Genomic DNA, 14,265 nt, shown 5'->3' on the forward strand with positions numbered 1-14,265 from the left:
GGGAGACGCCGCCATGCCGCCCATCAGCATCCGCTTCCAGGCCATCGCGCAGGACCAGCCCGGAGAAAAATGGCACGCACTGTTCGAGCGCTCCTGGCCCGCTTACCGCTCGTGGTTCCTGCGCGGCCGCGTGGTCGGGCGTCCGACCTACCTGGAATGCCGGCGCGCCCTGCGCGAACACATGCCCGAACTGGTGCCGGTCTGGGAACAGCTGGCCGAACTGGCCGGCGGCGGCGATGTGGAGGCCCGCTTCCTGTCGCTGTGGTGCCCGCCCGCCTATATCGCCGGCTGCTCGCAAACCGTATGGATCGACCCGCAAGGCCGCGACGAGCCCGCGCTGCTGCGCAACTACGACTTCGCGCCGGCGCTGCTGGAGGGAAACTGGCTGGCCACGCGCTGGACCGGGCGGCGCGTGGCGGCGATGGGCGACTGCCTGTGGGGCGCGCTGGACGGCGTCAACGAGGACGGCCTGGCCGCGTCCCTGTCGTTCGGCGGGCGCACCGTCGCGGGCATCGGCTTCGGCATCCCGCTGGTGCTGCGCTACGTGCTGGAAACCGCGCGCAACACCGCCCAGGCCATTTCCATCCTGCAGCGCGTGCCGGTGCACATGAGCTACAGCGTCACGCTGCTGGACAAGGCGGCGGATTGGGCCACCGTCTTCGTCGGCCCGGACCGCCCCGTGGAAGTCACGCGGCGCAAGGCGGTCACCAACTATCAGCGCGTCATCGAGTGGCCCGAGCACGCGCGCGCCACCCGCGCCTACGAACGGCTGGAGGCCATGGAGCGGCAGCTCGACAACCGCGCGAGCGCGCAGACGCTGACCGAGACACTGCTGGCCGACCCGCTGTACCAGAACGCCTGGGCGCGCGGCTACGGCACGCTGTACACGGCCGTGTACCGCCCGCTGTCCGGCCGCATCGACCTGCATTGGCCGGGCGCGGTCTGGGCGCAATCGCTGCGCACATTCGAGGAAGGCCACCACGACATCCTCTACCGCGCTCCGTCGCAGTAGACCGCGACATTTCCGCAGAGACCCCGCGCAACGCCCTTTCCCGCGCATCAAAGCGATGCGTGGATCATGGAGACACAACATGAACAAGAAGAAGATTCCCCCCGCCGCCTGGATCCTGGTCGCGATGGTGATAGGCATCGTGATCGGCTACATGATCTTCGTCAACTTCCCCGACAAGAAGGCGGCCACGCAGGTCGCCGGCTACATCTCGATCATGTCGGATGTCTTCCTGCGCCTGATCAAGATGCTGATCGGCCCCCTGGTCTTCTCCACGCTGGTGGTGGGCATCGCCCACATGGGCGACGCCGCCTCGGTCGGGCGCGTGTTCGCCAAGGCGCTGGGCTGGTTCGTGATCGCCTCGCTGTTCTCGCTGGTGCTGGGCCTGATCATGGCCAACTGGCTGCAGCCGGGCCACAACCTCGGACTGCCGCTGCCCGACATCGGCTCGGCGACCAACCTGGCGACGTCCAAGTTCACGCTCAAGGATTTCGTCAGCCATCTGGTGCCCAAGTCCTTCGCCGAGGCCATGGCCAACAACGAGATCCTGCAGATCGTGGTGTTCTCCATGTTCTTCGGCGTGGCGCTGGCCGCGCTGGGCGAGAAGGGCAAGACGCTGGTGGCCGCAGTCGACGAACTGGCGCACGTGATGCTCAAGATCACCGGCTACGTGATGAAGCTGGCGCCGCTGGCGGTGATGGCGGCCATGGCGGCCACCGTGGCGGTCAACGGCCTGGGCATCCTGCTGAAGTTCGCCGCCTTCATGGGCGACTTCTACACCAGCCTGTTCATGCTGTGGGGCCTGCTGATCCTGGCGGGTTTCCTGTTCCTCGGGCCGCGCGTGCTCAAGCTGCTGGTGCTGATCAAGGAAGCCTTCATGCTGTCCTTCGCCACCGCCAGCTCCGAAGCCGCCTACCCGAAGATCCTGGACGCGCTCGATCGCTTCGGCGTCAAGCGCAAGATCTCCAGCTTCGTGATGCCGATGGGCTATTCCTTCAATCTGGACGGCTCGATGATGTACTGCACCTTCGCGACGCTGTTCATCGCGCAGGCCTACGACATCCATCTTTCCCTGGGCACGCAGATCACGATGCTGCTGATCCTGATGCTGACCTCCAAGGGCATGGCCGGGGTGCCGCGCGCCTCGCTGGTCGTGATCGCCGCCACGCTGAACCAGTTCGACATTCCCGAGGCCGGCCTGCTGCTGATCCTGGGCGTGGACACCTTCCTCGACATGGGCCGTTCCGCCACCAATGCCGTGGGCAACTCCATCGCCACCGCCGTGGTGGCCAAATGGGAGGGCGAGCTGCTGCCGGAAGCCGAGGCCGACGCCAATGCGGCGCGGATGGATGAAGAACTCAAGACCAGTCAGGCGCGCCCCGCGCAAGCCTGAGTCCCGTTCCAAGGAAACCGTCATGGCCTCCCGAACTGTCTGGAAACCGTTGCTGGCCTTCTGCGCGGCGGGCGCCCTGCTGACCGGCCCCGCCGGCGCGCAGGAAAGCGGCGCATCGTCCCTGCCCGACGCCGCGCGCATCACGTTCACGACCCTGACCGGCAAGCTGGCCAAGGCCCGCAGCACGGGCAGCGTCGCGCTGGGCTATCGCGAAGACGCGATCCCGTTCTCCTTCCTCAACGCCCGCAAGCAGCCCGTGGGCTACTCCATCGAGCTGTGCAAGGCGCTGGTGTCGTCCATCGAGGACGCCATCGAAAGAACAGTCGACATCCAATGGGTGCCGGTCACCGCCGACTCCCGCATCGACGCGGTGGTCACGGGCCGCGTCGACCTGGAGTGCGGGTCCACCACCAGCAATGTCGAGCGGCAGAAGCGCGTGGCCTTTTCCCCGGTCATCTTCGTGGCCGGCACCAAGGTGATGGTCAAGTGGGGATCGCCGATCAGCTCGTTCCGCGATCTGGCGGGCAGGACGGTCGCGGTGACGGCCGGCACCACCAACGAGAAGGCGCTGCGCGACCTGGACCAGAAGTTCAAGCTCGGCATGCGGCTGCAGGTCGTGAACACGCACGCCGACGGCTACGCGCGCGTGACCCGCGGCGAGGCCGACGCCTTCGCCACCGACGATGTGCTGCTGTACGGCCTGCTGGCGCAGCACGGCAAGGCGGGCGGCGGCGCCGAAATGGTGGTGGTGGGCGACTACCTGTCCTACGACCCCTACGCCATCATGTTCCGCAAGGACGATCCGCAGCTCGCCCAGCTCGTCAAGGACAGCTTCCAGGTGCTGGCCGAGGATGGCGAGATCGAGCGCCAGTACCGCCGCTGGTTCCTGCGCAAGCTGCCCACCGGCGCCAGCCTGGATCTGCCCATGAGCGCGCAGCTGCAGACCCTGATCGAAACCATGGCCATCAAATCACAATAACGCACCCGCCACAGCGGGACCGACGTCCCGCAACGAGGACCATCATGATGAGCGACCCGGCATTCCGCGACGAGCATGACCTGCTGGGGGACCGCGCGGTCCCCGCCTGCGCCTACTACGGCGTGCACACCTTGCGTGCGCAGGAGAACTTTCCGATCACCGGCATCCCGATATCGACCTATCCGGAGCTGATCCGGGCGCTGGCCTATATCAAGCAGGCGGCGGCGTTGAGCAATTGCGAGCTTGGCCTGCTGGACGAACGGCGCTGCGACGCCATCATCGAAGCCTGCAACGAACTGATCAAGGGCCGGCTGCACGATCAGTTCGTGGTCGACGTTATCCAGGGCGGCGCGGGCACGTCCACCAACATGAACGCCAACGAGGTCATAGCCAACCGGGCGCTGGAGCTGCTGGGCCAGAACCGGGGCGACTACCATGTCCTGCACCCGAACGAGCATGTGAATATCGGCCAGAGCACCAACGACGTCTACCCGTCCGCGCTCAAGATCGCGACCTGGTTCGGCGTCCACGGACTGATCGACGCCATGGACATCCTGCGCGAGGCGTTCGAGGCCAAGGCCGAGGCCTTCAAGGACGTGCTGAAAATGGGCCGCACCCAGCTGCAGGACGCGGTGCCGATGACGCTGGGCCAGGAATTCAGCACCTATGCCGTGATGCTGGGCGAGGACCAGGCGCGACTGCGCGAAGCGGTGATGCTGATCTGCGAGATCAACATGGGCGCCACGGCGATCGGCACCGGCATCACGGCGCATCCCGACTATGCGCCGCTGGTGCTGATGCACCTGCGCAAGATCACCGGCATTCCGCTGCAGACGGCACCCAACCTGATCGAGGCCACCCAGGACTGCGGCGCGTTCGTGCAGCTGTCCGGCGTGCTCAAGCGGGTGGCGGTGAAGCTGTCGAAGACCTGCAACGACCTGCGGCTGCTGTCCAGCGGCCCGCGCGCCGGCCTGGGGGAGATCAACCTGCCGGCCATGCAGGCCGGCTCCAGCATCATGCCCGGCAAGGTGAATCCGGTCATCCCGGAAGTGGTCAACCAGATCGCCTTCGAGGTCATCGGCAACGATGTCACCGTCAGCTTCGCCGCCGAGGCCGGACAGTTGCAGCTCAATGCCTTCGAGCCCATCATCGCGCACAGCATCTTCAAAAGCGTCAGCCATCTGCGCAACGGCTGCCTGACCCTGGCCGAACGCTGCGTGAAAGGGATTACCGCCAACGCGGACCGCCTGCGCGCATCGGTCGAGAACTCCATCGGCATCGTGACGGCGCTGAACCCGTACATCGGCTACGCCAATGCCACCTCCGTGGCGCAGGAGGCGCACCTGAGCGGCGGCAGCGTCTATGACATCGTGCTGAGCCGGGGCCTGCTGTCCAAGGCCCAGCTCGACGAGATCCTGCAACCGGAAACGCTCACGCACCCCGTCGCGATGCACCCGGCCGCCGTGCGCAGGCCGGCTGGCGCGTCACAGGGCTAGACGGACGGATGGGCTGGGCACGCGCCGGTGGCGCCTGCCCGCCTCAAGCCCATCCAAAAAACGCGCCCGCCTCGCGCAACACCTCGTCGGGGATTTCCTCGGCCAGATAATGCGCGCCCGGCAACGGCCCGCCGTCGACCTGGTCGGCGATGGCGCGCCACAGGGCCAGCACATCGAAGTTCCGGCCCACCGCGCCGCGCTCGCCCCACAGCGCGCGCACCGGCATGCGCAGGCGCTCGCCGGCGGCTCGGCCCTGGCGGTCATGCTCCAGATCCACGGTGGCGGAAGCGCGGTAGTCCTCGCAGATGCCCGTGGCCCAGCCGGGCAGGCGCGCGACGCGCTCGTACTCGGCCATGGCCCGCGCGGAGAAATGCGCCAGCCCGCCGGGCCGCCCGCCCATGACCGAGCGCAGGTAGAACACCGGATCGCGCTCGATCATGGTCTCCGGCATGGGCGCGGGCTGGATCAGCCAGAACCAGTGGAAGTACGCCTGCGCGAAGGCGCGGGTGGTGTGCTCGTACATATCCAACGTGGGCGCGATGTCCAGCAGCATCAGGCGCGTGACGGCCGTCGGATGATCCAGCCCCAGCCGGTGCGCGACGCGCGCGCCACGGTCATGCGCCAGCACCTCGTAGCGTTCGTGCCCCAGCGCGCGCATCAGCGCCGCCATGTCCTGGGCCATGACGCGCTTGGAATGCGCGGCGTGGCCAGGCGCGGCCGGCGGCTTGTCGCTGTCGCCATAGCCGCGCAGATCGGCGGCCACGCAGGTGCGATGCCGCGTCAGTGTCGGCCACAGGCGATGCCAGATGGCGCTGGTCTGGGGATGGCCGTGCAAGAGCAACAGCGGCGGCCCGTCGCCGCCGACGCGGGCGGCGATGCGCACGCCATTGACGGCGTGCAGGCGGATCGGAAGGTCGAAGAAATCGCTATCGCTCATGGATCGTCCTGTGTCGTTTGCCCCCCGGGAAGACGCCCGCCGGCCTCGCGGACCGGACGTCCGCCTCATCCCGGCCCTGCGCCGCGCCCTCAGTCTTCGGCGCCCAGCAGCGGGCCGGCGCGCACGATGCCGCAGCGCTTGTGCGCGCGCATCACCACGGCCACATCGCTGTTGAGCACGCCTTCCAGTTCGCCCAGCCGGCGCGTCACCACGTCCCAGAGCTGCGGGCTGTCGCGGCACAGCACATGCCAGAACAGCTGCGATGCGCCGCTGGTGCCGAACAGGCAGCGCGTGTTCGGATCGCGCGCCAGGTGCGCGGCCAGCGCATTGACCGCCTGAGGCCGCACCTGCACGGAAATCACCGCCTCCACCGGAAAGCCCACCAGCGACGGCTCGACTTCCACGCGGAAGCTCAACGCGCGCCGGTCCACCAGGTTTTGCAGCATGCGGTGGGCGGTGGGCTCGCTGACGCCGACCTGCTCGGCCAGCTCGGCCAGGCTGGCGCGGCCGTCGCGCATCAGATGGCCGGCCAGGCGCTGCTCGGACTCCGTGAGCGCGGCGGGCGGATTGGACGGCGCAGGCTCGAGCGCGGCGCCAGCCTCGGCCAGGATGCGCCACTGGCCAGCGCGGCGGAAGGGCCGCAGCACCAGCCGCGCCTCGACATGCTCGACGCCGTCGATGGAAGGCAGCACCCGCGTCACCAAGTCCGGCATGTCGGCCTCGTCGGCCAGCGTCAGCTCGGCCATCAGGTCGGCCGAGCCGGCCAGCGTCACCGCCAGTTGGCAGCTGTCCAGCGCCGCCAGCCTTTCGGCCACGTCCGGCACCCGCCCGGAACGGCAACGCACCCAGGCATGCAGCACTACGCCGCGACCGGTGACCAGCGGGTCGGGCTCGGCGATGACGCGCAGCGCGTCCGCGTCCATCAGGCGCTTCAGGCGCCGGGCCACCGTGCGCTCGGCGATGCCCGTGGCCGCCCCCAGCTCGCGCCAGGACGCGCGGGGTTCGGCCTGCAGGGCCACCAGGCAGGCCAGATCGGTGTCATCGAGTGTTGGCATTAGGGGCTTACCCTTACTTGACGTGACCATATTCATTAATCTAACGTGGCGGAAATTACCAAATCATAAAAATTAGACGGTCTTTTTGACCAAAAATAAACACCTGATTGAGGACTTCATGAGCAGCCCCTCCACGACCCTGCACGCCAAGCAGGGGGCCGCCGCCGCGCCCGTGTCGCGCGCCCGCACCATCCTGGCCGGTAGTGTAGGCAATGCCGTCGAATGGTTCGACTGGACCATCTACGCATCCTTCGCCATCTTCTTCTCCAGCCAGTTCTTCCCCGAAGGCAACGAGACCACCGCGCTGCTGGCCTCGTTCGGCATCTTCGCGGTCGGCTTCTTCATGCGCCCGGTGGGCGGCTGGCTGCTGGGCATTTTCTCCGACCGCTACGGCCGCAAGGCCGCGCTGGGCCTGACCATCCTGATGATGGCCGGCGGCTCGCTGATCATCGCCGTCACTCCCACCTACGCCACCATCGGCCTGGCCGCCCCGCTGCTGCTGACCGCCGCGCGCCTGCTGCAAGGCCTGTCGCTGGGCGGAGAGTATGCCTCGGCCACGACCTTCCTGGCGGAAATGGCGCCGTCCAACCGCCGTGGTTTCTATTCCAGCTTCGTGTTCTTCAGCGCCGCCGTCGGCATCCTGGCCGCGTCCGCCGTGGGCTGGGCGCTGACGTCCACCCTGACCAAGCCCGAGATGGCCGCCTGGGGCTGGCGCATTCCGTTCCTGCTGGGCGCGCTGGGCGGCCTGGCCGGCCTGTGGATCCGCCGCTCCATCCCGGAGACCGAAGCCTTCTCGCACAGCAAGAAGGCCGGCGTGGAAAAGCAGCCGCTGCGCACCCTGCTGCGCGAGCATCCGGTGGAAGTGCTGCGCATCGTCGGCTTCTCCATCCTGACGACCTTCGCGTTCTACATCTTCGTGGCCTACGTGCCCACCTACGCCATCCGCCAGGTGCACGCCGATCCGAAGACCGCCTTCGCCGCCAACACCGTCGCGCTGATCGTCTTCATGCTGGTGCAGCCGCTGTTCGGCGCGCTGTCGGACCGCATCGGCCGCAAGCCGCAGCTGATCGTGTTCGCCGCCGGCTACCTGATCTTCTTCTACCCGCTGATGACCACGCTGGGCCCGTCCTTCGGCTCGATCCTGGCGGTGGAACTGTTCGGCCTGGTGCTCTACGCCATGTACACGTCCATCGCGCCGGCCATCATGTCCGAGCAGTTCCCCACCAGCGTGCGCGCCGTCGGCATCGGCACGCCCTACAACCTGGTCGTGGCGCTGCTGGGCGGCACCACGCCCTACCTGCTGACCTGGCTGCAAAGCCAGGGCATGGAACGCTGGTTCTTCTACTACGTGCTAGCCGGCGCCGTGATCACCCTGATCACCTTCATCCGCATGCCCGAGACGGTCGGCCAGAAGCTCCGCTAAGGCCCGCCCGACGCCGCCCTCCGCGCGGCGCGTCCCCGCGCTTTCCGGCACCGCCAGGTCCGGAAAGCCGTTTCATTTTCAGGAAGCCCCATGTCCGCACCCGATACCGCCCTGCACTTCCAAGACGCCCTCGGCATCGGCCGCGCCATCCGTCAGGGAACGCTGACGTCGCGCCAGGCCGCCACGCATTTCCTGGACCGCATCGAGCGCGCCGGCGCGCTCAACGCGTACAGCGTGGTCACGGCCGAGCGCGCGCTGGCGCAGGCGGACGCCGCCGACCGGCTGCTGGCCGCCGGCATCGTGCTGGGCCCGCTGCACGGCGTGCCGGTGGCGGTGAAGGACAGCGTGCAATGGGAAGGCACCGAAGCCACGCTGGGCTCGCAGGCGCGCGCCGGCCAGATCAGCGCCGGCACCGCCCAGGCGCTGCGCGCGCTGGCCGCGCACGGCATGGTGATCCTGGGCAAGACGCGCATGACCGAATTCGCGTTCGGGCTGTCCGGCCAGAACGGCACGCAAGGCACCGCACGCAACCCCTGGGACGCCGTTCAGGCCCGCGCGCCGGGCGGCTCGTCCAGCGGCGCGGCCGTGGCCGTGGCCGCGGGGCTGGCGCCGATCGCGCTGGGCGGCGACACCGGCGGCTCCGTGCGCGCGCCGGCGGCGCTGAACGGCCTGGTCGGCTACAAGCCGTCGACCGGCCTGATCAGCCGCGCCGGCAGCCTGCCGCTGTCGGACACGCTGGACGTGCTCGGCCCCATCGCCCGCAATGTCGCCGACGCGCGCGCGCTGGCCGTGCTGCTGTCCGGCCCCGACGTCGACGACGCCGCCACGCTGGCGCTGCCCCCGGGCTGCGTGACCGCGCTGCGCCATCTCGAAACGCGCGCCCCCGGCCCGCTGGCCGTGCTGGCGCCGGAGGCCTGGCCCGCCGCGCTGGGCGAGGCCAGCCTCGCGCTGTGGCGCCACACGCTGGACCAGCTGGCCGCCGCCGGCCACACGCCCCAAACCTGGACGCCCCCGCCCGGCCTGTCCTTCGACCGCATGGCCGAGGACAACTCGCTGGTGCTGGCCTACGAGGCCTACCGCTACTACGGCGCGCTGGCCGAAGACCCCGCCCAACCGCTCTGGACCGTGGTGCGCTCGCGCATCGCGGCCGGCGGCCGCATCCGCCAGGCCGACTACGAGGCCGCCCTGCAACGCCGCGACGCCGACATAGCCGCCTACGCCCGCGCCATGCAGGGCCACGACGCGCTGCTCATGCCCGCCTGCGACCAGGCCGCTCAACCGCTGGACGCCGCCGACCTGCGCCACGCCGGCCTGGGCAAGCTGCTGCGCCCGGCCAACTTTCTGGGCGCTGCGGCGATTTCGCTGCCTGCGGGGTTTGATGGGGAGGGGATGCCGATCGGGGTGCAGCTGCTGGCGCCGGCGGGGGAGGATGCAGCGTTGATGGATTGCGCGGCGGCGGTGGAGGGGGTGTTGGGGGTGGAGGTCAGGCGGCCGGAGGTGGGGGCTTGGGGGTTGTAGGGACCAGGGAGGGCAGGCGGCGAGGTTGTGGTGTTTGGGCGACTGCGAACTTGCCGCTCAAGGTGGCGCTGGATTCGGTTTTTTTCAACACTGCCTGTACGGCAGAGAACCCACGCCGCGCTGGCAAGCGCCCCTGTGGCCCTTCTAAGCTGCCTGTACGGCAGCGAACGATGCGAATAGCCATGCCGGCATGTTGCCGATTTTCTAAGCTGCCTGGAACCTTCACGCGCGCGCGAAGAACCCCGGCAGGATTTTCTAAGCTGCCTGTGCGGCAGCGAACGGAAATCTACGGCGGCCGCGAATACGGCGACTTTTCTAAGCTGCTTGTGCGGCAGCGAACCCGGCATCGTGTAGATTGCACATCATCGTGTATTTCTAAGCTGCCTGTACGGCAGCGAACAGTTGCAGGCGGCCAAGACTCCTCAGCAAGCTTTTCTAAGCTGCCTGTGCGGCAGCGAACCGTGAGCGATTGAAGCCCGAAGGGGCGAGACTTTTCTAAGCTGCCTGTGCGGCAGCGAACAAGAAGCCAACGCAGGCCCAACAGCGACGCTTTTTCTAAGCTGCCTGTGCGGCAGCGAACGAGCAGCCGGCCGCCTGTGCGATCTCCTTCATTTTCTAAGCTGCCTGTGCGGCAGCGAACCCTACGGCTGGCTGTACATGGAGAGCCGAGAATTTCTAAGCTGCCTGTGCGGCAGCGAACGGCGTTCTGGTTCAGCGTGCGCGTGGGCTCTTTTTCTAAGCTGCCTGTGCGGCAGCGAACACCGTCATGGTGTCGATGATGTGGGTTGCGATTTTCTAAGCTGCCTGTGCGGCAGCGAACCGCATCCCGAATCCTGAAAGAAGCGGCAGCACTTTCTAAGCTGCCTGTGCGGCAGCGAACTTGCGGCCGGTCGTGATCGGCGCTCGCGGCTTTTTCTAAGCTGCCTGTGCGGCAGCGAACCGCGTTCTGGTTCAGCGTGCGCGTGGGCTCCTTTTCTAAGCTGCCTGTGCGGCAGCGAACCTTGCCCTTGAGGCGCACGCCGAAGTAGGCCATTTCTAAGCTGCCTGTGCGGCAGCGAACATCGCTGGCCTGTGGGACCGCTGGCGCGATGATTTCTAAGCTGCCTGTGCGGCAGCGAACGCCAGCATGTCCCAGAAGCGCTTTTGCTCGGCTTTCTAAGCTGCCTGTGCGGCAGCGAACACAAAGTTGCATTACTACCGAACTCAAGCTGATTTCTAAGCTGCCTGTGCGGCAGCGAACACTCGCCAGCAATACGGCAACATGCTGTCGCTTTTCTAAGCTGCCTGTGCGGCAGCGAACCCCATGACCAGCATCGCACGGGAGCTGCTGGATTTCTAAGCTGCCTGTGCGGCAGCGAACATGCCGCTCGTCTTGAGACGCTGCTCGATAACTTTCTAAGCTGCCTGTGCGGCAGCGAACGATTGCAGCCTCTCAGCAGCAGGAGGGGTGATTTTCTAAGCTGCCTGTGCGGCAGCGAACTTGCGACATAGGCCAACCCGAAAATAGGCGTTTTTCTAAGCTGCCTGTGCGGCAGCGAACCTCCCCGGCTACAGAGCTGGCCTGGGGCGCGGCTTTCTAAGCTGCCTGTGCGGCAGCGAACTGATCGACGCATCACGCTTGCCGGATTGGTTCTTTCTAAGCTGCCTGTGCGGCAGCGAACGTCCGGGCCCAGCCTGACGAGCTGGCCGTTTTTTTCTAAGCTGCCTGTGCGGCAGCGAACTCGAGAAGGCTTGGCGCGGCCGCGCTGTCGATTTTCTAAGCTGCCTGTGCGGCAGCGAACGCGTTCATCACGACGCAGAGCGATGGTGTTCCTTTCTAAGCTGCCTGTGCGGCAGCGAACCTCTCGGTATTCCACGTCATTTCCTTTCTGCTTTTCTAAGCTGCCTGTGCGGCAGCGAACACCGAAGACGCGCAACTCAGTGCAGACGGATTTTTCTAAGCTGCCTGTGCGGCAGCGAACGCCGACGCGGTCGTCGGTGGCCCACGCCATGCTTTCTAAGCTGCCTGTGCGGCAGCGAACGCTGCGTGCGACTCCGGTCCCCGTGTCGCTTCTTTCTAAGCTGCCTGTGCGGCAGCGAACATTGCACAGGCGAGCTGCTGGGCTCCCACGGTTTTCTAAGCTGCCTGTGCGGCAGCGAACGCATTGAAGGAATGCCGTTTTCGTTCGTCAACTTTTCTAAGCTGCCTGTGCGGCAGCGAACCAGGATGACCTTTTTGCCGTACTGCACGTACATTTCTAAGCTGCCTGTGCGGCAGCGAACGTATCCGGATGCGCCACCGCCCGATCCGTACATTTTCTAAGCTGCCTGTGCGGCAGCGAACTGGCGTTCTGCGCGCTTGGCGTGCGCTGGTATTTTCTAAGCTGCCTGTGCGGCAGCGAACGGTGGATCCGGCCTTCGCTGCCGGCCGGATGCATTTCTAAGCTGCCTGTGCGGCAGCGAACGTGCCCAAGCATGGAGCGCGGCATGACTCAACTTTCTAAGCTGCCTGTGCGGCAGCGAACGAGTTGCCGCGCCTGCTTGAGCTTGCATGCAATTTCTAAGCTGCCTGTGCGGCAGCGAACGATGATCCAGCGGTGGAGAAGCGCCAGGAAAATTTCTAAGCTGCCTGTGCGGCAGCGAACCTGGATGGCCGCTTCGTGCTGGCCTACCTGGATTTCTAAGCTGCCTGTGCGGCAGCGAACTATGGCCAAAAACCACTAACCCATTGATTTTTAAAGAAACAACGTTCAAAACCTCACCAACACCCAAATTCCGGGCACATTCCTAACCCATTGATTTTTCAGACCTTCCAATCGCGCCCAAAAAAAGGGTTCAAAACCACGGCACCGTACCGCCCTGGCTCAAGCCATAGGAATTGAACCCTTTACCAGCCCCGCCCTCCTCCCCGCGCTCCTGAGCAATGAACAGGCAGAACGGCTGCCTGGTGCTGGCGCTGTTCAGACGGACGAAGGGCAATTCGACCTGACGCTCGACGCTATCGGGAATGGCTGCGGCTGCCTGGTCCGCCGTTTCTCCCTTGCGACGCATGCGGCGACGGCGCAGGCGTTCCGCGCTGGTCTTGAACTGACGGCGCTGCACCACGTAGCGCGGCGCGTCGGATGGCGCAGGTGCCAAGTCAGTCAGCCGAACGTGATCCCGCATGCCCTGCAGCCATGCCAAGGCCATCAGGTCCTGAAGCGCATCGGGATCGCCGTGCAACCTCAGCACCGAGCCCATGGTGCGCGGCCGCAATCGGTATTGGGGAAAGCTGACCCCGATGCTTGCCGATTGCAGCTGCACCAAGGCCCGATGCAGCTTGGCCACCAACGCCCCCAGCAGATGCGCGTGGCTGAACTCCGGATCGGGCAGCAAGGTGATGTCTATATAGTGGGTCGTCATGGCGGTCAGCTCGCGTCGCCGAACACGCCGCCGCGGATCAAGACCGCCATCACGAAATGCTGTTGCTCGGTCGGCGGCGCCTTGTCCTTGAGCAGCCAGTCGTCCAGCAGGGTATAGAAGTCCTGCTTCTGCTTGGGCTGGCGATAGGCCTTACCTTGCGTGGTGACCGAACCGTAGGGTTCCACAGCGATTGGCCCCAGATCGTGCGCGCCTTCGTACCAGGTATCGATAGTGCGCAAGGCATTGCCGATCTTCTGGGAATGGATGGCGGCGATCTCCTGACCTTTCTCGCCGATCTGGTAGAGCGTCTTGCTCTTGTCGCCGCGTCCGCGATCCAGGATCAGTTCCTGGGACGGAAACACCTCCTGCCCCGCACCCACCCGCAAGAACGCCGTGACCTGCAGCAGCACATGACCGCCTGCCAAACCCTCAGCGATCACAGAACCCAATGACTTCACCTCATCACTCAACGCATCAAGCGCGCGCAGATTCTGCGCCAGGGCATCGAAGCGCCATTGCTGGTCAGCCTTGCCGTCCTTGAGCCGCGCCACATCCACGCGCACATGTTCCGCACCGACCCGGTTGCGCCACAGGAAGCGGCCATTGGCCAGGTTGGCCGCATAGCGGTTGGCCAATTCGGCATAGCCGTGCTCCGCGACGTAGGACTGCACGGTCTGCAAGAGTTTCGCCTGATATTCCGCGCTGTTGCATGCGGACGGCGTGCCCGTGCCGGGCAGCACGCGCAGCGTGAATTGCACCTTGAGCGTGTCGGCATCCGCAGGCAGGGTCGCCACGTCCACGGTTTGCAGGTTGGGGTTCTCTATCGCGGCGTCGAGCTTGGCGGGATCCTGGTCCTTGGCCTTGAGGCGGTTGGAGATGGTGCCGCGCACGGATTTCTCGCGCAGCCGAACGGGCGGCCACGATGCGGATTTCGCCAGATCCTCCCAGTTGCCAGCATGGAAGACGGCATCGGAGGGATCCAGCTTGCGTTCAAAGGCCAGTACGGAGGCGGTCTTGAGTGCGTTCGACATGATGATTCAATCCTTGTAAATGGCGTATTCAAATCAACGGGAC

At 66.2% G+C, this 14,265-nt stretch carries 10 protein-coding genes and 1 CRISPR repeat array; of the genes, 6 read left to right on the forward strand and 4 right to left on the reverse strand.

Translation table 11 applies throughout. The features are described from left to right. The first annotated feature begins 13 nt into the window (after window positions 1–13). The 4 genes from C2U31_RS03525 to aspA all read left to right on the forward strand — a co-directional run bounded on the left by C2U31_RS03525 (window position 14) and on the right by aspA (window position 4,877). Window positions 14–1,012 (forward strand): C45 family autoproteolytic acyltransferase/hydolase, encoded by a 999-nt coding sequence (locus C2U31_RS03525; protein WP_103271575.1) that lies wholly within the window; start codon window positions 14–16, stop codon window positions 1,010–1,012. A gap of 79 nt (window positions 1,013–1,091) precedes the next feature. After that, window positions 1,092–2,402 carry a dicarboxylate/amino acid:cation symporter gene (locus tag C2U31_RS03530; RefSeq protein WP_103271576.1) on the forward strand — a complete coding sequence of 437 codons (1,311 nt, stop codon included), beginning with the start codon at window positions 1,092–1,094 and terminating at the stop codon, window positions 2,400–2,402. Window positions 2,403–2,424: 22 nt separating this feature from the next. Beyond that, complete coding sequence (locus C2U31_RS03535; RefSeq protein WP_103271577.1) at window positions 2,425–3,381, forward strand: amino acid ABC transporter substrate-binding protein; 957 nt, start codon at window positions 2,425–2,427, stop codon at window positions 3,379–3,381. Window positions 3,382–3,428: 47 nt separating this feature from the next. Then, the gene (aspA, locus tag C2U31_RS03540) at window positions 3,429–4,877 is read left to right on the forward strand and encodes an aspartate ammonia-lyase (RefSeq protein WP_103271578.1); all 1,449 of its coding nucleotides are present in this window, start codon (window positions 3,429–3,431) and stop codon (window positions 4,875–4,877) included. A gap of 43 nt (window positions 4,878–4,920) precedes the next feature. Here the strand turns inward: aspA and C2U31_RS03545 are convergent, their stop codons facing one another. Then, window positions 4,921–5,814 (reverse strand): alpha/beta fold hydrolase, encoded by an 894-nt coding sequence (locus C2U31_RS03545; protein ID WP_103271579.1) that lies wholly within the window; start codon window positions 5,812–5,814, stop codon window positions 4,921–4,923. Between the two features lie 89 nt (window positions 5,815–5,903). Continuing rightward, window positions 5,904–6,905: an Lrp/AsnC family transcriptional regulator gene (locus C2U31_RS03550; RefSeq protein WP_103271580.1), complete on the reverse strand. Its 1,002-nt coding sequence runs from the start codon at window positions 6,903–6,905 to the stop codon at window positions 5,904–5,906. An 82-nt stretch (window positions 6,906–6,987) separates the two neighbouring features. Here C2U31_RS03550 and C2U31_RS03555 point away from each other — a divergent pair, with 82 nt between their 5' ends. Next, window positions 6,988–8,292, forward strand: coding sequence for an MFS transporter (locus C2U31_RS03555; RefSeq protein WP_103271581.1), 1,305 nt, complete (start codon window positions 6,988–6,990; stop codon window positions 8,290–8,292). A 90-nt stretch (window positions 8,293–8,382) separates the two neighbouring features. Then, window positions 8,383–9,810, forward strand: coding sequence for an amidase (locus C2U31_RS03560; RefSeq protein WP_103271582.1), 1,428 nt, complete (start codon window positions 8,383–8,385; stop codon window positions 9,808–9,810). An 82-nt stretch (window positions 9,811–9,892) separates the two neighbouring features. Beyond that, window positions 9,893–12,494: a CRISPR direct-repeat array (repeat unit 28 nt; unit sequence TTTCTAAGCTGCCTGTGCGGCAGCGAAC). 130 nt (window positions 12,495–12,624) lie between these two features. Here C2U31_RS03560 and cas6f read toward each other — a convergent pair. Together cas6f and csy3 are read right to left on the reverse strand one after the other, a co-directional pair. After that, the gene (gene cas6f, locus C2U31_RS03565) at window positions 12,625–13,191 is read right to left on the reverse strand and encodes a type I-F CRISPR-associated endoribonuclease Cas6/Csy4 (protein WP_103271583.1); all 567 of its coding nucleotides are present in this window, start codon (window positions 13,189–13,191) and stop codon (window positions 12,625–12,627) included. Window positions 13,192–13,196: 5 nt separating this feature from the next. Next, complete coding sequence (gene csy3 / locus C2U31_RS03570; protein ID WP_103271584.1) at window positions 13,197–14,222, reverse strand: type I-F CRISPR-associated protein Csy3; 1,026 nt, start codon at window positions 14,220–14,222, stop codon at window positions 13,197–13,199. Window positions 14,223–14,265: the final 43 nt, after the last annotated feature.

Source organism: Achromobacter sp. AONIH1 (assembly GCF_002902905.1).
Taxonomy (GTDB): Bacteria; Pseudomonadota; Gammaproteobacteria; order Burkholderiales; family Burkholderiaceae_B; genus Achromobacter.

Excerpts from the sequence above, each read along its gene's own strand:
- C2U31_RS03525 (WP_103271575.1), top strand. The coding sequence starts at position 14 with ATGCCGCCCATCAGCATCCGCTTCCAGGCCATCGCGCAGGACCAGCCC.
- C2U31_RS03530 (WP_103271576.1), top strand. The coding sequence starts at position 1,092 with ATGAACAAGAAGAAGATTCCCCCCGCCGCCTGGATCCTGGTCGCGATG.
- C2U31_RS03535 (WP_103271577.1), top strand. The coding sequence starts at position 2,425 with ATGGCCTCCCGAACTGTCTGGAAACCGTTGCTGGCCTTCTGCGCGGCG.
- aspA (WP_103271578.1), top strand. The coding sequence starts at position 3,429 with ATGAGCGACCCGGCATTCCGCGACGAGCATGACCTGCTGGGGGACCGC.
- C2U31_RS03545 (WP_103271579.1), bottom strand. The coding sequence starts at position 5,814 with ATGAGCGATAGCGATTTCTTCGACCTTCCGATCCGCCTGCACGCCGTC.
- C2U31_RS03550 (WP_103271580.1), bottom strand. The coding sequence starts at position 6,905 with ATGAATATGGTCACGTCAAGTAAGGGTAAGCCCCTAATGCCAACACTC.
- C2U31_RS03555 (WP_103271581.1), top strand. The coding sequence starts at position 6,988 with ATGAGCAGCCCCTCCACGACCCTGCACGCCAAGCAGGGGGCCGCCGCC.
- C2U31_RS03560 (WP_103271582.1), top strand. The coding sequence starts at position 8,383 with ATGTCCGCACCCGATACCGCCCTGCACTTCCAAGACGCCCTCGGCATC.
- cas6f (WP_103271583.1), bottom strand. The coding sequence starts at position 13,191 with ATGACGACCCACTATATAGACATCACCTTGCTGCCCGATCCGGAGTTC.
- csy3 (WP_103271584.1), bottom strand. The coding sequence starts at position 14,222 with ATGTCGAACGCACTCAAGACCGCCTCCGTACTGGCCTTTGAACGCAAG.